Source organism: Nocardia jiangsuensis, assembly GCF_042650385.1.
Taxonomy (GTDB): domain Bacteria; phylum Actinomycetota; class Actinomycetes; order Mycobacteriales; family Mycobacteriaceae; genus Nocardia; species Nocardia jiangsuensis.
In genome coordinates this window covers 28,299-46,876 of record NZ_JBHSAX010000014.1, presented here as the reverse complement: position 1 = coordinate 46,876, position 18,578 = coordinate 28,299, and the positions used below count along the sequence as shown (strand labels likewise).

Annotated in this window: 19 protein-coding genes and 4 tRNA genes; 14 read left to right on the top strand and 9 right to left on the bottom strand. The window is 71.0% G+C overall.

What is annotated here, in order from left to right; translation table 11 throughout:
• Positions 1–80 precede the first annotated feature (80 nt).
• On the top strand, positions 81–1,124 hold the full coding sequence (locus ACFO0B_RS14380) for an aldo/keto reductase (protein WP_378612931.1): 1,044 nt from the start codon (positions 81–83) through the stop codon (positions 1,122–1,124).
• On the opposite strand, the gene ACFO0B_RS14375 is transcribed toward ACFO0B_RS14380, so the two are convergent.
• The 5 genes from ACFO0B_RS14375 to ACFO0B_RS14355 all read right to left on the bottom strand — a co-directional run bounded on the left by ACFO0B_RS14375 (position 1,118) and on the right by ACFO0B_RS14355 (position 8,420).
• Complete coding sequence (locus tag ACFO0B_RS14375) at positions 1,118–5,335, bottom strand: molybdopterin-dependent oxidoreductase (RefSeq protein ID WP_378612930.1); 4,218 nt, start codon at positions 5,333–5,335, stop codon at positions 1,118–1,120. The genes ACFO0B_RS14380 and ACFO0B_RS14375 overlap by 7 nt on opposite strands.
• 122 nt (positions 5,336–5,457) lie before the next feature.
• On the bottom strand, positions 5,458–6,033 hold the full coding sequence (locus tag ACFO0B_RS14370) for a dihydrofolate reductase family protein (protein WP_378612929.1): 576 nt from the start codon (positions 6,031–6,033) through the stop codon (positions 5,458–5,460).
• Between the two features lie 76 nt (positions 6,034–6,109).
• Positions 6,110–6,823: a demethylmenaquinone methyltransferase gene (locus ACFO0B_RS14365; RefSeq protein WP_378612928.1), complete on the bottom strand. Its 714-nt coding sequence runs from the start codon at positions 6,821–6,823 to the stop codon at positions 6,110–6,112.
• A gap of 35 nt (positions 6,824–6,858) precedes the next feature.
• On the bottom strand, positions 6,859–8,001 hold the full coding sequence (locus ACFO0B_RS14360) for a glycosyltransferase family 4 protein (protein WP_378612927.1): 1,143 nt from the start codon (positions 7,999–8,001) through the stop codon (positions 6,859–6,861).
• 74 nt (positions 8,002–8,075) lie between these two features.
• Positions 8,076–8,420 carry a DUF3592 domain-containing protein gene (locus tag ACFO0B_RS14355; protein WP_449289795.1) on the bottom strand — a complete coding sequence of 115 codons (345 nt, stop codon included), beginning with the start codon at positions 8,418–8,420 and terminating at the stop codon, positions 8,076–8,078.
• A gap of 133 nt (positions 8,421–8,553) precedes the next feature.
• Here ACFO0B_RS14355 and ACFO0B_RS14350 point away from each other — a divergent pair, with 133 nt between their 5' ends.
• Positions 8,554–9,060 (top strand): DUF2505 domain-containing protein, encoded by a 507-nt coding sequence (locus ACFO0B_RS14350; RefSeq protein WP_378612924.1) that lies wholly within the window; start codon positions 8,554–8,556, stop codon positions 9,058–9,060.
• Positions 9,061–9,063: 3 nt separating this feature from the next.
• Here ACFO0B_RS14350 and ACFO0B_RS14345 read toward each other — a convergent pair whose 3' ends face one another.
• The 3 genes from ACFO0B_RS14345 to ACFO0B_RS14335 are packed head-to-tail and all read right to left on the bottom strand — an operon-like array spanning position 9,064 to position 11,195.
• Positions 9,064–9,498, bottom strand: a complete 435-nt coding sequence (locus tag ACFO0B_RS14345; RefSeq protein WP_378612923.1) for a VOC family protein — start codon at positions 9,496–9,498, stop codon at positions 9,064–9,066.
• A gap of 10 nt (positions 9,499–9,508) precedes the next feature.
• A complete protein-coding gene (locus ACFO0B_RS14340; RefSeq protein WP_378612922.1) occupies positions 9,509–9,949 on the bottom strand; it encodes a helix-turn-helix transcriptional regulator in 441 nt (146 codons plus the stop codon).
• A gap of 1 nt (position 9,950) precedes the next feature.
• Entirely contained in the window at positions 9,951–11,195 is a 1,245-nt protein-coding gene (locus ACFO0B_RS14335; RefSeq protein ID WP_378612921.1) for a geranylgeranyl reductase family protein, read from the bottom strand.
• Between the two features lie 113 nt (positions 11,196–11,308).
• On the opposite strand from ACFO0B_RS14335, the gene ACFO0B_RS14330 reads away from it, so the two are divergent.
• Complete coding sequence (locus tag ACFO0B_RS14330; RefSeq protein ID WP_378612919.1) at positions 11,309–12,331, top strand: polyprenyl synthetase family protein; 1,023 nt, start codon at positions 11,309–11,311, stop codon at positions 12,329–12,331.
• A 106-nt stretch (positions 12,332–12,437) separates the two neighbouring features.
• Positions 12,438–13,316: a zinc metalloprotease HtpX gene (gene htpX / locus ACFO0B_RS14325; RefSeq protein ID WP_378612918.1), complete on the top strand. Its 879-nt coding sequence runs from the start codon at positions 12,438–12,440 to the stop codon at positions 13,314–13,316.
• Here htpX and ACFO0B_RS14320 read toward each other — a convergent pair.
• Entirely contained in the window at positions 13,313–13,804 is a 492-nt protein-coding gene (locus ACFO0B_RS14320; protein WP_378612917.1) for a YajQ family cyclic di-GMP-binding protein, read from the bottom strand. The genes htpX and ACFO0B_RS14320 overlap by 4 nt on opposite strands.
• A 115-nt stretch (positions 13,805–13,919) precedes the next feature.
• On the opposite strand from ACFO0B_RS14320, the gene ACFO0B_RS14315 reads away from it, so the two are divergent.
• The 10 genes from ACFO0B_RS14315 to rplA all read left to right on the top strand — a co-directional run.
• Positions 13,920–14,002: transfer RNA gene (locus ACFO0B_RS14315), tRNA-Tyr, on the top strand.
• 155 nt (positions 14,003–14,157) lie between these two features.
• Positions 14,158–14,230 (top strand) — tRNA-Thr (locus tag ACFO0B_RS14310).
• A gap of 18 nt (positions 14,231–14,248) precedes the next feature.
• Positions 14,249–14,324: transfer RNA gene (locus ACFO0B_RS14305), tRNA-Met, on the top strand.
• Between the two features lie 39 nt (positions 14,325–14,363).
• On the top strand, positions 14,364–14,534 hold the full coding sequence (rpmG, locus tag ACFO0B_RS14300; RefSeq protein WP_011211653.1) for a 50S ribosomal protein L33: 171 nt from the start codon (positions 14,364–14,366) through the stop codon (positions 14,532–14,534).
• Positions 14,535–14,728: 194 nt separating this feature from the next.
• Positions 14,729–15,712: a fused (3R)-hydroxyacyl-ACP dehydratase subunits HadA/HadB gene (locus tag ACFO0B_RS14295; RefSeq protein ID WP_378613799.1), complete on the top strand. Its 984-nt coding sequence runs from the start codon at positions 14,729–14,731 to the stop codon at positions 15,710–15,712.
• A gap of 185 nt (positions 15,713–15,897) precedes the next feature.
• Positions 15,898–15,970: transfer RNA gene (locus tag ACFO0B_RS14290), tRNA-Trp, on the top strand.
• Between the two features lie 31 nt (positions 15,971–16,001).
• A complete protein-coding gene (gene secE, locus ACFO0B_RS14285) occupies positions 16,002–16,388 on the top strand; it encodes a preprotein translocase subunit SecE (RefSeq protein WP_378612916.1) in 387 nt (128 codons plus the stop codon).
• Between the two features lie 129 nt (positions 16,389–16,517).
• Complete coding sequence (nusG, locus tag ACFO0B_RS14280; RefSeq protein WP_378613798.1) at positions 16,518–17,324, top strand: transcription termination/antitermination protein NusG; 807 nt, start codon at positions 16,518–16,520, stop codon at positions 17,322–17,324.
• Positions 17,325–17,378: 54 nt separating this feature from the next.
• A complete protein-coding gene (gene rplK, locus ACFO0B_RS14275; protein ID WP_357018309.1) occupies positions 17,379–17,813 on the top strand; it encodes a 50S ribosomal protein L11 in 435 nt (144 codons plus the stop codon).
• A gap of 81 nt (positions 17,814–17,894) precedes the next feature.
• Positions 17,895–18,578, top strand: a 684-nt coding sequence (gene rplA / locus ACFO0B_RS14270; protein ID WP_378612915.1) for a 50S ribosomal protein L1, incomplete at its 3' end; no start/stop codon positions are given.

Genomic DNA, 18,578 nt, shown 5'->3' with positions numbered 1-18,578 from the left:
CGGGTCTCCAGTTCCATTTGTGGCCGCTCGGGCGTACTGTCGGACGAGTTAACGGAACTATAGACCCTTTAGGAGTCACCATGGAGTATCGGCGATCCGGCTCCTCCGGCCTCGTCCTGCCCGTGCTCGGTTTCGGCGCGGGCACCTTCGGCGGGCGCGGCGAACTCTTCGGCGCCTGGGGCGATACCGACGTGGCCGCCGCCCGGCGGCTGGTCGACATCTGCCTGGAGGCCGGCGTCACCCTCTTCGACACCGCCGACGTCTACTCCGACGGCGCCTCCGAGGAGGTGTTGGGCGCGGCGCTGCGCGGCCGCCGCGACCGGGTGCTGCTCAGCACCAAGGCCGGGCTGCCGACCGGGCCGGGCCCGGACGAGGCTGGCACCGGCCGCGCCCGGCTGGTGCGCGCGGTGGAGGCGGCGCTGCGCCGGCTCGGCACCGAGCACATCGACCTGTTCCAGCTGCACGCCTTCGACGCGCAGACCCCGGTCGAGGAGACGCTGAGCGCGCTCGACGACCTGGTGCGCGCGGGCAAGATCCGCTACCTCGGCGCCTCCAACTTCGCCGGCTGGCAGCTCATGAAGTCGCTCGCCGCCGCCGATCGGAACGGGCTCACCAGGTATGTCGCGCACCAGGTGTACTACTCGCTGGTCGGCAGGGACTACGAGTGGGAGCTCATGCCGCTCGGCCACGACCAGGGCGTCGGCGCGCTGGTCTGGTCACCGCTGGGGTGGGGGCGGCTGACCGGGCACATCCGCCGCGGCGCCGCGCTGCCGCCGGGCAGCAGGCTGCACCGGACCGCCGCCGCGGGCCCGCCGGTGGACGACGAGCGGCTGTACCGGGTGGTCGAGGTCCTGGACGAGCTCGCCGCCGAGACGGGCAACGCCGTCCCGCAGCTCGCCCTGGCCTGGCTGCTCACCCGGCCGACGGTGACCAGCGTGATCGTCGGCGCGCGGAACGAGGAGCAGCTGCGGCAGAATCTCGGTGCGCTCGAGGTCGCGCTGACGCCGGAGCAGCTCGCCCGGCTCGACGCCGCGAGCGCGACCACCCCGCCCTACCCGCGCTACCCCTACCACCGGCTCCCGGACTTCGCCCGGCTCGATCCGCCGCTGGCCGGCGTTCAGTAGACGTCCCGGACGTAGCGCTTCTCCGCGACGAGCTGCTTGCGGAAGGCGCGGGCGCCGTCGTCGTCGAGCTTGCCGTGCACCCTGGCGATGGTGAGCAGCGCCTCGTCGACGTCGGTGGCCATCCTGGCCGCGTCCCCGCAGACGTAGAAGTGCGCGCCGTCGCGCAGCCAGGACCACAGCTCGGCGCCGTGCTCGATCATCCGGTGCTGCACGTAGACCCGCTCCCGCTGGTCCCGGGAGAAGGCGAGGTCGAGCCGGGTGAGGAAGCCGGAGCGGAACATGTCCTCCAGCTCGGTGCGGTAGTAGAAGTGCTGCGCGGCGTGCTGGTCGCCGAAGAAGAGCCAGTTGCGGCCGGTGGCGCCGAGCGCGCGGCGCTCGTGCAGGAAGCCGCGGAAGGGGGCGATGCCGGTGCCGGGGCCGACCATGATCATCGGGGCGGTCCGGTCCAGCGGGGGGCGGAAGTGCGGCGCGCGCTGCAGGAAGATCGGGACATCGGTGCCCGCCCGGTCGGCGAGGAAGGTCGAGCAGACCCCGCCGCGCTCGGCGTAGCGGACGACGCCGACGGTGAGCTCCACCTCGTGCGGGCTCACCCGCGGGCTGGAGGAGATCGAGTACTGGCGCGGTTGCAGCTTCTTGAGCGCGCCGAGCCACTCCACCAGGTCGGCGCGGACCGGGAAGTCGCGCAGCACGTCCACCGCCTGCTTGTCCCACAGGTAGCCGTCGAGTTCGTTGCGGTTGTCCCGGCGCAGCAGTTTCGCCAGCTGGTTGTTGCCCGGGTGGTGCTCGGCGACGAAGGTGAGCAGGTCGTTGCTGACCCGGGTGATGTCGTAGCGGGTGGCGAGCGCCTCGGCCAGCGGGATCTCGGCGCCGTCCACCTCGACCGGGCGGGCGCCGTCCAGGCCGGTGGCGGCGAGCCACTCGGCGACCAGGGCGTCGCCGTTGCGCGGCCAGATGCCGAGCGCGTCGCCCGCCTCGTAGCGGACGTCGAGGTCGCGCAGGTCGAAGCCGAAGCGGCGGACCTCCTTCGCGCTGCCCGCGGAGAGCACCTCGTTGCGCACCAGGGGCGCCCGCACCGGTGCGTTCCTGGTGAACGTGGTGGCGCGCTTCGCCGGTCGCACCGCCGTCGCCGTACCTCCCCGGCCCGCACCCGCGATACCGGCAGCTGCGCCGCCGAGGGGCAGGCCACGCGCTCCTACACCGCCGCGGGGTCCGCCCGCACCGACGGGCACGCCGCTCGCGCCCACACCGCCGGCACCGGCGAAGCCACCACCCTCCCCGGGGGCGAAGCCGCCACCCGCGCCCGGCGGATACCCGCCGCCGCCCTCCGGCGCACCGCCACCGCCCGGCCCCCCGCCGGACCCCAGCGCCGCGAGCACCGCGTCGAACCAGGCATCCGCCGCCTCGACGTACTCCGGCTCACTGTCCACCCTGGTCAGCAACCGCTGCGCACCGCGGGCGGCGAAGGTCTCGTCCAGCTTGCGGCCGTGCCCGCAGAAGTCGTCGTAGGAGGAGTCGCCGAGCGCGAAGACGGCGTACCGCATGCCGTTGAACCGCCCGGGGTGCTCGGCCAGCCGCTCCCAGAAGTCGCGGCCGTTGTCCGGCGGCCCGCCGTCACCGAAGGTGCTGCTCACCACCAGCACGTCGCCGCCGAGCTCGGCCGGGTCGCAGGTGTCCATATCGCGCAGCCTCGGGCTGAAACCGGCCGCGGTGAGCCGACCGGCCGCGCTCGCCGCCAGCTCCTCGGCGGTGCCGGTCTGCGAAGCCCAGAGCACCGTCACCGCGCGCTCCGGCGCCGCGTCGGCGGTCTCGCCCGCCCGCGAGTACATCCCGGCCAGCAGCCCGTCGATCCAGATCCGGCTGCCCGGCGAGATCGGCGCGGTCACCGGGAGCACCGGCTGCCCGGTCACCGGGAGCGACTGCAGCGCGGCGAGGTAGCCGGAGAGGTAGATCCGCTCCGCCTCGCTCAGCGTCGGCGCGGTGCCATCCAGCCCGAGCGCGGCGGCGAGCGGGTGCGCCGCGGGGGCGGGCTGCGGCGCGGGCCGGGGCGCGGCGGGCACCCGGCGCAGCGCCACCGCGCAGGCCTTGAACTCGGGCTGCAGCGAGGCCGGGTCGACCGCGTCGTTGGTGACGGCGTTGATGGTCAGGTACTCGCCGTGCTCGTCGTTCCAGTGGAACGGCGCGAAGCACTCACCCGGCCGCACCCGATCCGAGATCCGCGCGGGCAGTACCGCCCGGCCCCGCCGCGAGGTGATCTCGATCCCGTCTCCCGGCCGGATCGCCAGCCGCTCCGCGTCGGCCGGGCAGATCTCCAGGAACGGCTCCCCGGTGAGCTTGGTCAGCTTGCCGATCCGCCCGGTCTTGGTCATGGTGTGCCACTGGTGCTGGAGTCTGCCGGTGTTCAGCAGGAAGGGGTGATCGTCGTCGGGCATCTCCCGCGCCGGCATGTGCGGCCGCGCGAGGAACACCGCCCGCCTGCTCGGCGTGGCGAAGGCCAGCCGCGGGGTGCTGCCGTCCTCGGCGGTGAACAGGGTCTGGCTGACCCCGTCGTTGAGGTAGCGGATCGGGTTGCGCGGCCGCTCCGGGTCGGGGCACGGCCACTGCATCGGCCCGCCGCGCAGCGCCTCGTGGCTCATGCCGCGCAGGTCGTAGCCGGTGGCCGGGTTGGCGAAGCGGGTGATCTCGGCGAAGACCTCGGCCGCCGTCTCGAACTCGAAGCCCGCGAAGCCCATGGCCCGCGCCACCTGCGCGATCAGCAGCCAGTCCGGCCTGGCGTCGCCGCGCGGCGGCACCGCCTGCCGGAGCAGCGTGACCGTGCGCTCGGAGTTCACCATGGTGCCCTCCGCCTCGGCCCAGAGCGTGGCGGGCAGCACGATGTCGGCGTAGGTGTTGGTCGCCGTCGCGGCGAAGGCGTCCTGGGTGATCACCAGGTCGGCGGCCTCCAGCCCGGCGATCACCGTGGTCCGGTTGGGCACCGTCGCCACCGGGTTGGTGCAGATGATCCAGGCCGCCCTGATCCGCCCCGCGCTCATCTCCCGGAACATCTCGATGGTGCCCGGCCCGGCCTCGTCCCGGATGGTGCCGGGCGGCAGTTCCCACGCCGTCTCCACGAAGGCGCGGTCGGCGGGGGAGAGGAGGCTGCGCTGGCCGGGCAGCCCCGGCCCCATGTACCCCATCTCGCGCCCGCCCATGGCGTTCGGCTGGCCGGTGAGCGAGAACGGCCCGCTGCCCGGACGGCAGATGGCCCCGGTGGCCAGGTGCAGGTTGACCACCGCGTTGGTGTTCCAGGTGCCGTGCGTGGACTGGTTCAGCCCCATGGTCCACAGCGACATCCACTCGCCCGCCCCGGCGATCATCCGCGCCGCGGTGCGGATGTCCGGCTCGGCCAGCCCGGTGAGCTCGGCGACCCACTCCGGCGGGTACTCGGCGAGGAACTCCGGCATGGCGTCCCAGCCCTCGGTGTGCGCGGCGATGAACTCGGTGTCGATCGCGCCGTCGGCGACGAGCAGGTGCAGCAGGCCGTTCAGCAGCGCCAGGTCGGTGCCGGGCGCGATCTGCAGGAAGAGGTCGGCGCGGTCGGCGGTCTCGGTGCGCCGCGGGTCGACCACGATCAGCCTGGCCCCGGCCTTGAGCCGGTCCGCCATCCGCAGGTGCACGATCGGGTGGCAGTCGGCGGTATTGGCGCCGATCACGAAGAACAGCTCGGCGGCGTCGATGTCGTCGTAGGAGCCGGGCGGGCCGTCCGACCCCAGCGACTGCTTGTAGCCGGTGCCGGCGCTGGCCATGCAGAGCCGGGAGTTGGCCTCGATGTGCACCGTGCGCAGGTACCCCTTGGCCAGCTTGGTGGCCAGGTACTGCGCCTCCAGCGACATCTGCCCGGAGACGTACAGCGCGACGGCGTCCGGGCCGTGCTCGTCCAGGATCGCCTTCAGCCGGGCGGCGGCCTCGGCGACGGCGTCGTCCACCGGAACCGGCTCGGGCTCGCGGTCCCGCGCCGGACGCCGGAGCGCGGTGCCCATCCGGCCGTCCGCGCGCATGAGCTCGGCGTGCGTCGCGCCCTTGGTGCAGAGCCTGCCCGCGTTCGCCGGGTGCAGCTTGTCGCCGGCGACCTTCGCGATCACCGGCACACCGCGCTCGACCCCGGTCGCCACGGTGATGCCGCAGCCGACACCGCAGTACGAGCACTGTGTGCGCACCGTATCCGCTTCCCGCATGGAGTCCATGGTGCTGCGGCGCGGTTGCGCGGTTTTTACCCGACGTTATCGTCAGGTGACATTCCGCCTCACCGGTGCAGATTTTCCCGGTGAGCTGTGCTCGAGATCATAGAGCTTCCGGTTCAGCGCACGATCTCGTAGACGAGCTTGGTGACGCCGTTGGCGAAGGACTCCGACTCCCGCAGCCGCAGGTTCCGCTTGTCCCGGTCCGACCGGTCGAACAGGCTCTTGCCCGCGCCGAGCAGGACCGGGAAGACCAGCAGGTTGTACCGGTCGATCAGGTCGGCTGCGGCCAGCCGCCTGGCCAGTTCCGCGCTGCCGTGGATGAAGATCGCCCCGCCCGCGCTCTGCTTCAGCTTCGCGACGTCGTCCGTGGACCGCAGGATCTCGGTCGGCCCCCAGCCCTCGGTCAGCGCGGATTCGCTCAGCCCGGTCGAGACGACGTACTTGGGCAGCTCCCGATAGGCCGCGTGGTCCTCGGAATCCCGCCAGAACGGGGCGAACGCCTCGTAGCTGCGGCGGCCGAACAGCAGCGCGGTGGTGTCGGCGAGCTCTTCACCCTTGAGCGCGAACGCTTCGGGCAGGAACTCGGTCGCCATCACCCAGCCCCCGCTGCGGTGCCCCTCCTCCGTGCCGCCGGGCGAGTCGACCACGCCGTCCAGTGACATGAATCCCGTGTAGACCAGTTCGCGCGCCATCTTCTCTCCCGAATGCTCGTTCGTCGTGCGGTGTTGCCTCTGTCGACGGCACGGGCGAGCGGAACTCATCGGCCGCTCAGCCGAGGTTGAAACCCCGGTGCAGGGCGACTACGCCGCCGGTCAGGTTGCGCCACTTCACCGTGGACCAGCCCGCCTCGGTGATCCGCCGCGCCAGCTGGCGCTGGGCGGGCCAGGCCCGGATGGACTCGGCCAGGTAGACGTACGCGTCCGGGTTGCTGCTCACCGCGCGCGCCACCCGGGGCAGCGCCTTCATCAGGTACTCCATGTAGACCGTGCGGAACGGCCCGAACACCGGCGTGGAGAACTCGCAGATCACCAGCCGCCCGCCGGGCTTGGTGACGCGCAGCATCTCGCGCATGGCGAGGTCGATGTCGGCGACGTTGCGCAGCCCGAAGGAGATGGTGACGGCGTCGAAGGAATCGTCGGCGAAGGGCAGCGCCATGGCGTCGCCCGCGACCATCGGCACCTGCCTGCCGCGACCGGCGGCCAGCATGCCCTGCGAGAAGTCGGCGGCCACGCACCAGGCGCCGGAGCGGCGCAACTCCACCGTGGAGACACCGGTGCCTGCCGCGAGGTCGAGCACCCGCTCGCCGGGGCGCGGATCGAGCGCGCGCCTGGTCGCCCAGCGCCAGTATCGGTCCTGCCCGCCGGAGATCACGGTATTGGTGAGGTCGTACCGCTTCGCGACCCCGTCGAACATCGACGCGACCTCGTCCGGCCGCTTCTCCAGCGAGGCCCGGATGGTTTCGCGCTGTCCTGTTTTCGCCACACCGCGACCCTATCCGGTCACGGGTGTTCCACCCTTCAGGCCGTGTGTGACGTGCGTTCCGTCCAGCCGGTGACCGCGGTGTAGTGGCCCATGAGCTCGTCGCAGATCGCGGGCCAGGTGCGGTGCAGCACCGACTTGCGGGCCGCGGTGGCGTACCTGGCGCGCAGGGTCCGGTCGCGCAGCGCGGCGACCGCGCTCGGCAGCAGCTCGGCGAAGCGCTCGACCGGGAGCAGGTAGCCGTTGCGGCAGTGCGCGACGAGGTCGCGCGGGCCGCCCGCGTCCGGCCCGATCACCGGAACGCCCGCGGCCAGCGCCTCCTGCACGCCCTGGCAGAAGGTCTCGTGCTCGCCCGGGTGCACCATGACGTCCAGGCTCGCGTACGCCTCGGCCAGCTCCAGCCCGCCCAGCTCGCCGGTGAAGACCGCGCCGGGCAGCAGCGCGGTCAGGCGCGCGCGCTCCGGGCCGTCGCCGACGATCACCAGCCGCACGCCCGGATCGCGGGCGAGCACGGCCAGCCGGTCCACGTGCTTCTCCGGCGCCAGCCTGCCGACGAAGCCGACCAGCATCCGGTCGGTGCCGCCGAGCCAGCGTTCGCGCAGCTCCCGGCTGCGCCGCGAGGGCGTGAAGCGGGCGATGTCGACGCCTCGGCCCCAGCGGTGCACCCGCGGGATGCCGTGCGCGGCCAGATCGGCGGCGGCCGCGCTGGACGGCGCGAGCGTGCGGGTGGCGCCCTCGTGGATGCGCCTGGTCCAACCCCAGGCGGCCCTGGCGGCCAGGCTCAGCCCGTAGCTCTTGGCGAAGCCGGCGACGTCGGTCTGGTAGACGGCGATGCTCGGCAGATCCAGCCGCAGCGCCGCGCCGAGCCCGCCGGCGCCGAGCAGGAACGGCGAGGCCAGGTGCACCACGTCGGCGTCGAAGGCGGCGATGGCGGCGGTGATGCCCGGCTGCGGCAGCCCCACCGGCAGCGAGCTGATCTTCGGCACCATGACCGCCTGCACCCGGTGCACCGGGAATCTGCCCTGGTGATCCGGTGCGGGCGGCAGACCGCGCACGGTGTCCGGCGCGACCACGAGGGCGTCGTGGCCGAGCCGGTCCAGATGGTCCAGCACCCGGAGGACGGAGTTCGTGACACCGTTCATGTTCGGCGTGAACGACTCCGCGACGATGGCTACGCGCACCCGTCCAGCCTCGCAATTCCGGTGACCGGAGGCGCCACGGCTTCGTGAAGGGCGCGCAAAGTTCGGGCGAACGCTCAGTTCGTCCTGCGCCGCGGCAGGTACCACAGCAACGGAAGGGCGATCAGCCAGACGACCACGATCACCGACCCCGCCGGGATGATCGCCACCGTCGCGTCGCGCCCGGCCACCCGCACCAGGTCCGGGTCGGCCCGGTTGTACTCGACATTGATGTTCTGCCCCGCGGTCAGGTTGGTCGGGTAGAGCACTCCCACCTTGGGGTTGTGCGTCACGCCGTCCGGCGTCACGTACATGACGGCCGAGCGCAGCCGCCCGGCGGAGAGCACCTCGGCCGTTGTCACGCCGCGATCCGAGCTGATCAGGTAGTCGTTGCGGAAAGCGGCGAGCACGAGTAGCACCATGAGCGCGCTGATCGCCGCGGCGGCGACGAGCACCGTCAGCCCGCCCCGCCCCAGCGAACCCGAACGCGCCACGCGGAGGCTGGTTTCCGACACCGGGCCAGGTTAATGGACGGGTCCGCTAGCGTGTGCGCCCATGTCCCGCACCTATAGCTTCACCGTGCCCTATTCCGCCCCGGTGACCCTGCTTCACCGGGCATACACCGATCCCGAGGCCTGGCGCGCGCGCTTCGCCGAGGCCAAGTCCGCGAACTACGACCTCGACCACCCGGACGGCGAGGGCAGTATCCGCATCCACATGTCCGAGCGGGTCGGCGGCGACGCCGTGCCAAGGGTGGTCCGCTCGGTGCTCGGCCGCGAGTTCACCCTGGAGCGCACCGACACCTGGAACCGGCTCGACGGCGAGCGCGCCACCGGCTCCTTCACCGCCGCCACCACCGGGGTGCGCGGCGAGCTCGCAGGCGACTACCTGCTCCGCCCCACCGCCGAGGGCGCCGTGCTGGAGATCAGCGGCGAGGCCGAGTTCGACGTCCCGATGGTCGGCGGCGCGCTGGAGCGCATGGTCGAGCAGCTGCACCAGCGCGTGGTGCAGAACGAGCGGGAATTCTTCGCCACGTGGCTCGCCGAGCACCCCGAGGGCTGAGGCTCAGGCGAAATCGGCGGGGGTGAACTCCTTCCGCTCCACCAGCACCAGCCAGTTCCCGGAGTTGTCCCGGACGACGGCCTCGGTGCCGTAGGGCCGCTCGGCCGGCGGCTGCACGAACTCCACGCCCTTCGCGGTGAGCTCCTCGAAGGTCCGCTGGCAGTCGTCGGTCCGCAGGCCGAGCGCCCCGTGCGTGCCGTTGGCGAGCGCCCGGCGGATGGCGTCGGCCAGCTCCGGGTCGAGCGGCGGGCCCGGGACCATGAGCGTCACCTCCAGCTCCGGGTGGTCCGGGTGCACGATGGTGACCCAGCGGAAGCCGTTGTCACCCATGCTGATGTCGGCGGCCTCGACGAAGCCCAGCTTCTCCAGGTACCACTGCTTGGCGGCCTCCTGGTCGGTGACGTACACGGTGACCAGGGAAACGTTGGTGATCGTCATACCGTCGAGGCTAGGACCCGGAGTTCTCCCCGCGCTTCTCCGGAATTGCGGTCCGGTCCGAGAGGCCGTGCATGAAGACGTAGCAGCCGGGAATGCGCGGCGCCCCGTCGGCGAACTTGGCCTGGTAGTCCGATGGCGCCACCCCGACCAGCGCGCGGAACCGGCTGCTGAACGAGCCGAGGCTGCTGTAGCCGACCAGCACGCAGACCTCGGTCACGGTCAGGTTGGTCGCGCGCAGCAGGTCCTGCGCCCGCTCGATCCGGCGCTCGGTGAGGTACGCGGCCGGGGTCCGGCCGTACACCGCCGCGAAGGCGCGCAGGAAGTGGAACTTGGAGACGCAGGCGGCCGCGGCCAGCGCCGTCAGGTCCAGCGGCTCGGCGTAGTGCCGGTCGGCCAGGTCGCGGGCCCGGCGCAGGTGCGGCAGCAGCGCCAGCGGCGGCCTGGCGGCCATCTCAGGCGAAGGGGACGAGGTCGTCGGCGCGCATCGAAGCGCGCCCCGCCGTCCGCCACAGCCGGGCGGTGAGGTCGAGGTCCTCGTCGGTCACCAGGTTGCCCATCACCCGCACCGCGGTGCGGCGCAGCAGCGCCGAGCGCATGAGCGGCGGCCCGCCGAGCGGCACCATCCGCGGGTGCGTCGCCATGCCCGCGATCCGGCGCGCCACCGAGAAGGTGCGGCCGTAGCGGGCGCGGAGCAGCTCCGGCCAGACGGTGCGCAGGTCGGGCTCGTCCAGCAGCGCGGCCAGCAGGTGCCCGCCCTCCAGGCCGTAGTCGATGCCCTCGCCGTTCAGCGGGTTCACGCAGCCGGCGGCATCACCGATCAGCACCCAGTTCGGCCCGGCGACGTTCGACACCGCGCCGCCCATCGGCAGCAGCGCCGATGCCACCGCGCGCAGCTCGCCGTCGAAGGCCCATTCGTCCCTGCGCTGCGCGGTGTAGTGCTCCAGCAGCGGTTTCAGCGCGATGTGCGACGGCCTGCGCTCGGTGGCCAGCGAGCCGACGCCGATGTTCACCTCGCCGTTGCCGAGCGGGAAGATCCAGCCGTACCCGGGCACCAGCGCGCCGTCGGCATTGCGCAGCTCCAGGTGCGAGGTGATCCACTGGTCGTCGCTGCGCGCCGAGCGGATGTAGGCCCGCGCCGCGGTGCCGTAGGCGAAGCGGCGGTGCCAGCGGCGGCCGAGCTGCTTGCCGATCGGCGAGCGCACCCCGTCGGCCACCACCAGGGTCCGGCACCCGACGGTGTGCGTGCCGGAACCGGTCTTGACAGTGATCCCGCGCACCCGCTCGCCGTCGCGGAGCACCTCGACGGCCTTGGTGCCGTCCAGCATGCGCGCGCCCGATTTCACCGCGGTCTGTCGCAGCATGTCGTCCAGCTCGGTGCGCGGCACCGCGCTGCCGTAGGTCGGGAACGATCCGCCCGGCCAGGGCAGCAGCTCCTCGCGGCCGAACCCGGTCATCCGCAAACCGTGGTTGACGGTGTGCGCGCGCAGCCACGGCCCGAGCCCGAGGTGCTCCAGCTCGGCGGTGGCGCGCGGGGTGAGGCCGTCGCCGCAGGTCTTGTCCCTGGGGAAGACCGCGCCGTCGATCAGCAGCACGTCACGGCCGTCCCTGGCCGCCCAGGCGGCGGCCGCCGAGCCCGCCGGGCCCGCACCGACCACGAGCACCTCGACCGCGGCGGGGATGACGTCCGGTGCTTCCATGACTCCATCCTCGCAGGGCCGCGCCTCCGCGCAAGTGACGGTGTTCATGGGCGGCCGTGAGCCGACAGGCTAGGTTCTCTACCGTGGGGTCGGACGCGTCGCTGGGAGAAGAGATGAGTACATCGGCTGTGAGCGCGGGGAACACGGTGGTCGGCGGGGTCGAACTCGGCGACGAGAAACTCGCCGAGACCGTCCGCACCGGCCTCGCCGCCGTGGAGAACCTGCTGGTCGAGGAGCTCTCCGACGGCGCGGACTTCCTCCAGGAGGCCGCGCTGCACCTGGCCAAGGCCGGCGGCAAGCGGTTCCGCCCGCTCTTCACGATCCTCACCGGCCAGCTCGGCCCGCGCCCCGCCGACCCGGACCTGATCACCGCGGGCACCGTTGTCGAGCTGGTGCACCTGGCGACGCTCTACCACGACGATGTGATGGACGAGGCACAGCTGCGCCGCGGCGCCCCCAGCGTCAACGCCCGCTGGGGCAACAGCTTCGCCATCCTGGCGGGCGACTACCTCTTCGCGCACGCCTCCCGGCTCACCTCGACGCTCGGCCCGGACGCGGTGCGGATCATCGCCGAGACCTTCGCCGAGCTGGTCACCGGCCAGATGCGGGAGACCATCGGCGCCACCGAGCGGCAGGACCCGGTCGAGCACTACCTGCGCGTGGTCTGGGAGAAGACCGGTTCGCTGATCGCCGCGGCCGGGCGCTTCGGCGGCACCTTCTCCGGCGGTGATCCCGAGCACGTCGAGCGGCTGGCCCGGCTCGGCGACGCGGTCGGCACCGCCTTCCAGATCTCCGACGACATCATCGACATCTCCTCGGCCGCCGAGCAGTCCGGCAAGACGCCGGGCACCGACCTGCGCGAGGGCGTGCACACCCTGCCGGTGCTGTACGCGCTGCGCGAGGACGGGCCGGTCGGCGACCGGCTGCGCACCCTGCTCGCGCGCCCGCTGAGCAGCGACGAGGAGGTCAGCGAGGCGCTCGCCCTGCTCGCCGACTCCCGCGGCCTGGTGCAGGCGGGGGAGAAGCTGCGCGGCTACGCCGACCTCGCCTACGCCGAGCTGGCCGCGCTGCCCGCGGGCCCGGCCAACGACGCGCTGGAGCAGCTGGTCCGCTACACGATCGAACGCGTCGGCTGAATCACCCCGATCGAGAGACCCCGTGCGGAACTCCGCACGGGGTCCGGCTCGTTGTCGCCTAGGACAGCACGGGTGAGAAGGGGGATCGCGGGGGGCGAGGAGCGGAATGCACGGGCACGGCTACGCCAACGGACTGAAGACCTTCGGCCTCATGGTCGGGCTCTCCGCCCTGATCGTGCTGGCCGGCGCCCTGTTCCGGAATCCGGCGATCCTGGCGATCGCGGTGCTCATCGCCGTCGGCACCAATGCCTACGCGTATTTCAACAGCGACCGGCTCGCGCTGAAGGCCATGCACGCCCAGCCGGTCTCCGAGCTGGAGGCGCCGGTCATCTACCGGATCGTCCGCGAACTCGCGACCATCGCCCGCCAGCCGATGCCGCGGCTCTACATCAGCCCGACCAACGCCCCGAACGCCTTCGCCACCGGCCGCAACCCGCGGCACGCCGCGGTCTGCTGCACCAGCGGCATCCTGCAGCTGCTCGACGAGCGTGAGCTGCGCGCGGTGCTCGGCCACGAGCTCTCGCACGTCTACAACCGCGACATCCTGATCTCGTCGGTCGCGGGCGCGCTCGCCGCGGTGATCTCCGGCCTGGCGAACCTGGCCTACTTCACCTCGTTCTTCGGCGGCAACCGGGACGGCGGGCCGAACCTGATCGGGGTGCTGCTGCTCTCGCTGCTCGGCCCGATCGCGGCCGCGCTGGTCAAGCTGGCGGTCTCCCGGTCGCGGGAGTACCAGGCCGACCGGTCCGGCGCCGAGCTGACCGGCGACCCGCTGGCGCTCGCCGCCGCGCTGCGCAAGCTGGAGCGCGGCACGCAGGCGGCGCCGCTGCCGCCGGAGCCGCAGCTCACCGCGCAGTCGCACCTGATGATCGCCAACCCGTTCCGGGTCGGCGAGCGCGGCGCCAGGCTCTTCTCCACGCACCCGCCGATCGCCGACCGGATCGCCCGGCTGGAGGAGCTGGCCGGCGGCAGGCGGCTGCCCTAGCGGTAGTTCACGAATTGCAGCGCGATCCCGAAGTCCTCGCCCTTGAGCAGTGAGATCACGGCCTGCAGATCGTCCCGCTTCTTGCTGCTCACCCGCAGCTCCTCGCCCTGGACCTGGGCCTTGACGCCCTTCGGCCCCTCGTCCCTGATCTTCTTGGAGATCTTCTTGGCGTGCTCGGTGTCGATGCCCTGCACCAGCGTCCCGGTGATCTTGTAGATCTTGCCGGAGATCGCGGGCTCGCCCGCCTCGAACGCCTTGAGCGAGATGTCCCGCCGGATCAGCTTCTCCTTGAAGACCTCGAGCGCCGCCTCGACCCGCTCCTCGGCGTCGGCGCTGAGCACGACCTTGTCGTCGCCGGACCACTCGATGGCCGCTCCGGTGCCGCGGAAGTCGTACCGGGTGCTCAGCTCCTTCGCGGCCTGCTGCAGCGCGTTGTCGACCTCCTGGCGGTCGACCTTGCTCACGACATCGAACGACGAATCGGCCACGATCTGCTCCTGTCCCCGAGGTATGTATGCACCGGCACATTAGCGCGCGTGACCTGGTGGTTTGCAATCCGGGGGGCGTTGAGATGTATTCTGCTCATCGCACTGAGGTGCGCACGGCAGATTGCCCGAGCGGCCAATGGGAGCGGACTGTAAATCCGTCGGCGAAAGCCTACGTAGGTTCGAATCCTACATCTGCCACCCCGGAGTCCCCGTCGATCACGGTCGGCGGGGACTTCGCCGTTCACCACCTTTCACCAGGCGATTTGGTGCGGTGACGGGGGAGTGTGTAACCTCGTTCAAGACTTCGAGCCACCGAGTCGGGAGTACTTCCAGTTCGGTGCGAGCGCAGTCATGCCCCCTTAGCTCAGTCGGCAGAGCGTTTCCATGGTAAGGAAAAGGTCAACGGTTCGATTCCGTTAGGGGGCTCGCAATTCCCGTGCACATGGCGGTGTAGCTCAGTCGGTAGAGCAAACGACTCATAATCGTTGTGTCGCCGGTTCAAGTCCGGCCATCGCTACCATAGAGAGAACGCACCGAACACCGGAAAGAAGGCAAAGCCGTGGCCGCGAAGTCCACTGATGTCCGGCCGAAGATCACTCTGGCCTGCGAGCAGTGCAAGCATCGCAACTACATCACCAAGAAGAACCGGCGCAACGACCCGGATCGGCTGGAGCTGAAGAAGTTCTGCCCGAACTGCGGCACGCACCGGGCGCATCGCGAATCGCGCTGATCAGGAACGCGTGACCACTGCCGCGTGAACTGCCCGCCGGGGTCGGACGTCATGTCCGGCCCCGCTGGCGTTTCCGGACCGTGGCGGTAACCGTCCGACGAGATCCCGGCGTCCGGGGTCAGATAGGTACAGTCCCTCCCGTGACATCGAACACCGGCACCACCGAAGTCGATCCGGCCGCACACGCGGCGGCGATGGTCGGTCATCACTACCGCGTCGACGACTACTACGAGGTCGGCCGCGAGAAGGTGCGCGAATACGCGCGGGCCGTGCAGGACTACCACCCGGTGCACTGGGAGGAGGACGTCGCCCGCGAGTACGGCTACCCCGGGCTGCTCGCTCCGCTCACCTTCATCTCACTGGTCGGCATCCTGGCCCAGCGCAAGCTGTTCGAGAACGTGGTCACCGGCTACGACCTGAGCCAGATCATGCAGACCGACCAGGTGCTGGAGTTCCACCGTCCGATCGCGGTCGGCGACAAGCTGATCTGCGACGTCTACCTGGATTCGTTCCGGCAGGCCTTCGGCGGCGACATCATCGTCACCAAGAACATCGTCTCGGACGCGGCGGGTGAGCTGGTGCTCACCACCTACACCACGCTGGTCGGCCGCACCGGCGGCGACATCGACCCGAACGTCAACGAGGCCGTCCGCAAGGTGCTCATGCACGGCATGGGCGACGACGAGCCCGCGCACAGCGCGCCGACCGTCGCGGTGGCGCCGGTGCCGCCCGCCGACGGCATCACCGCGAGCAAGCACGCGCTCTCCCTCGCCGATGTCGAGGTCGGCGCCGAACTGCCGCCGCGCACGGTCCGGCTCACCCGCGGCGACCTGGTGAACTACGCGGGCGTCTCCGGCGACGCCAACCCGATCCACTGGAGCGACGAGGTCGTCAAGCTGGTCGGGCTGGACGACGTGGTCGGCCACGGCATGCTCACCATGGGGCTCGGCGGCGGCTTCATCACCTCCTGGCTCGGCGATCCGGGCGCGGTCAAGGCCTACAGCGTCCGGTTCACCAGCCCGGTCTTCGTCGGCGCCGACGAGCCCGCCGAGATCGAGTACACCGGTAAGGTGAAGTCGGTGGATCCGGAGAGCAGGACCGCGGTTGTCGCGATCGTGGCGAAGTCGGCGGGCCGCAAGATCTTCGGCCGCGCGACCGCGACGGTGCAGCTGTCCTGACCTGCGGCTCGGTACCGGATTGGCTTATCGGGTGGACGGTAACGTACACTCGGGAATCTGGGATCACCGGTCGTAGCGCGCTGCTCTGAGGAGTGGCGCGCGTGTTGTGTGGGACCGAAACTATAATTTCAGATGGGAAATGTGGTCGGGCCCGGCAAGCTCTCGGGCGGCAGCGGTCCGACCGAAGGGGCGTAGCTCAACTGGCAGAGCAGCGGTCTCCAAAACCGCAGGTTGCAGGTTCAAGTCCTGTCGCCCCTGCCCTTATTGCCGGCGACGAGAGAGGATCGACGTGAGCGACGAGCGGGATACTCGCCACGGCGCGCATGCGTCCGACGACGGTGAGGACACCGCCGCATCGACTCGGCCGAGCGGCAAGCGGTCCGCGCGGCGGAGCCGTGCCGCCTCGTCGGCCGACACCGGTTCGGTGGCCACGATCGAACGTCCGGCCGCCAAGTCCGCGGGCAGGGCCCGGCGCGAGGGAACGGGCAATCCGTTCAAGCGCCTGATCAAGTTCCTGCGCGAGGTCGTCGCGGAACTGCGCAAGGTGATCTGGCCCAACCGGAATCAGATGGTCACCTACACGATCGTTGTTCTGGTGTTCGTGGTCTTCATGGTCGCGTTCATCGCCGGGATCGATCTGGCGTTCATCAAGGGTGTCGACTGGCTGTTCGGCTGACCGGCCGTCCGGCCCGCCGGGACGACGCCGACACCGGGAGCCGATCCCACGGAAGCCGGGCGGCGTGATCCGCCGTGCCACTCCGGCAGGCAGAAGATGTTTGTGACGACACAGGAAGCGAGCGCACCGGTGACCACCCCGGAGAACGACACCAGCGACGAGTTCCCGGCCGACCCCGCGGAGTCCGTCGAGGATTCCGTCGTCGCCGGTGCGGACGAGCAGGACGCCGCCGCATCGGACGATGCGGCCGAGCCCGCGGAGACCGCAGCCGCCGAGCCGGAGCCGGCCCCCGCCGTCGCCGACGAGCCCGCGGATCCGGTCGCCGAGATGAAGGCCGCGCTGCGCCGCGCCCCCGGTGACTGGTACGTCATCCACTCCTACGCCGGCTACGAGAACAAGGTGAAGACCAACCTCCAGACCCGCGTGCAGAACCTGGACCTGGAGGAGTACATCTTCCAGGTCGAGGTGCCGACGGAGGATGTCACCGAGATCAAGAACGGCCAGCGCAAGAACGTCAGCCGCAAGGTGCTGCCCGGCTACATCCTGGTCCGGATGGAGCTGAACGACGAGTCCTGGGGCGCGGTGCGGAATACGCCCGGCGTCACCGGCTTCGTCGGCGCGACCTCGCGGCCCTCCCCGCTGTCGCTGGACGACGTGGTGAAATTCCTGGTCCCGGCGGCGCAGCAGCAGAAGAAGCCCGCCGCCGCTGCCGCCGCGCACGGCGCGGATTCCGGCAGCGACCTCGCGCCGAAGCCGATCATCGAGGTCGACTTCGAGGTCGGCGAGTCGGTCACCGTGATGGACGGCCCGTTCGCCACCCTGCCCGCCAGCATCTCGGAGGTGAACGCCGAGCAGCAGAAGCTCAAGGTGCTCGTCTCGATCTTCGGCCGGGAGACCCCGGTCGAGCTGGCCTTCACGCAGGTCGCGAAGATCTAGTACTTGCAGAGCCGCTCTGTAGGAAAGCACGACTGACAACCCGAGGAAAGAAAGATGCCCCCCAAGAAGAAGAAGCTCGCCGGGATCATCAAGCTGCAGATCCAGGCCGGCGCGGCGAACCCCGCCCCCCCGGTGGGTCCCGCGCTCGGTCAGCACGGCGTCAACATCATGGAGTTCTGCAAGGCGTACAACGCCGCGACCGAGTCGCAGCGTGGCAACGTCATCCCGGTCGAGATCTCGGTGTACGAGGACCGGTCCTTCGACTTCAAGCTGAAGACCCCGCCTGCCGCGCGGCTGCTGCTCAAGGCCGCAGGCGTGCAGAAGGGCTCGGCCGAGCCGCACCGCAACAAGGTCGCCACGGTGACCCTCGACCAGGTGCGCGAGATCGCCAAGACCAAGCAGGAAGACCTGAACGCCAACGACCTGGAGCAGGCGACCAAGATCATCGCCGGCACCGCGCGGTCGATGGGGATCACCGTCGAGGGCTGAGCGCACCCCGCTCGCTCCCCCGTGGGAGGGCCGGCCAGGCCCGATAACCACCGCTGACTTTTCGAAAGAGGACAGAGAAACATGGCAAAGCGCAGCAAGGCGTACCTCGCCGCGGCCGAGAAGGTCGATCGCAACACGCTCTACTCCCCGCTGGCCGCCGCGAAGCTGGCCAAGGAGACCGCCACCACCAAGACCGACGCGACCGTCGAGGTCGCCGTCCGGCTCGGGGTCGATCCCCGCAAGGCCGACCAGATGGTCCGCGGCACCGTGAACCTGCCGCACGGCACCGGCAAGACCGCCCGCGTCATCGTGTTCGCCGCGGGCGAGAAGGCTGCCGAGGCCGAGGCCGCCGGCGCGGACGCGGTCGGCGCCGAGGAGCTGATCGAGCGGATCCAGGGCGGCTGGCTCGACTTCGACGCCGCGATCGCCACCCCGGACCAGATGGCCAAGGTCGGCCGGATCGCGCGCGTCCTCGGCCCGCGCGGCCTGATGCCGAACCCGAAGACCGGCACGGTCACCAACGACGTGGCCAAGGCCGTGGCCGACATCAAGGGCGGCAAGATCAACTTCCGGGTCGACAAGCAGGCCAACCTGCACTTCGTCATCGGCAAGGCATCCTTCGACGATGCCGCGCTCGTGGAGAACTACGGCGCCGCGCTCGACGAGATCCTGCGTGCCAAGCCGTCGACCGCGAAGGGGCGCTACGTCAAGAAGGTGACGGTGTCGACGAACACCGGCCCGGGCATCCCGGTGGACCCGAACCGC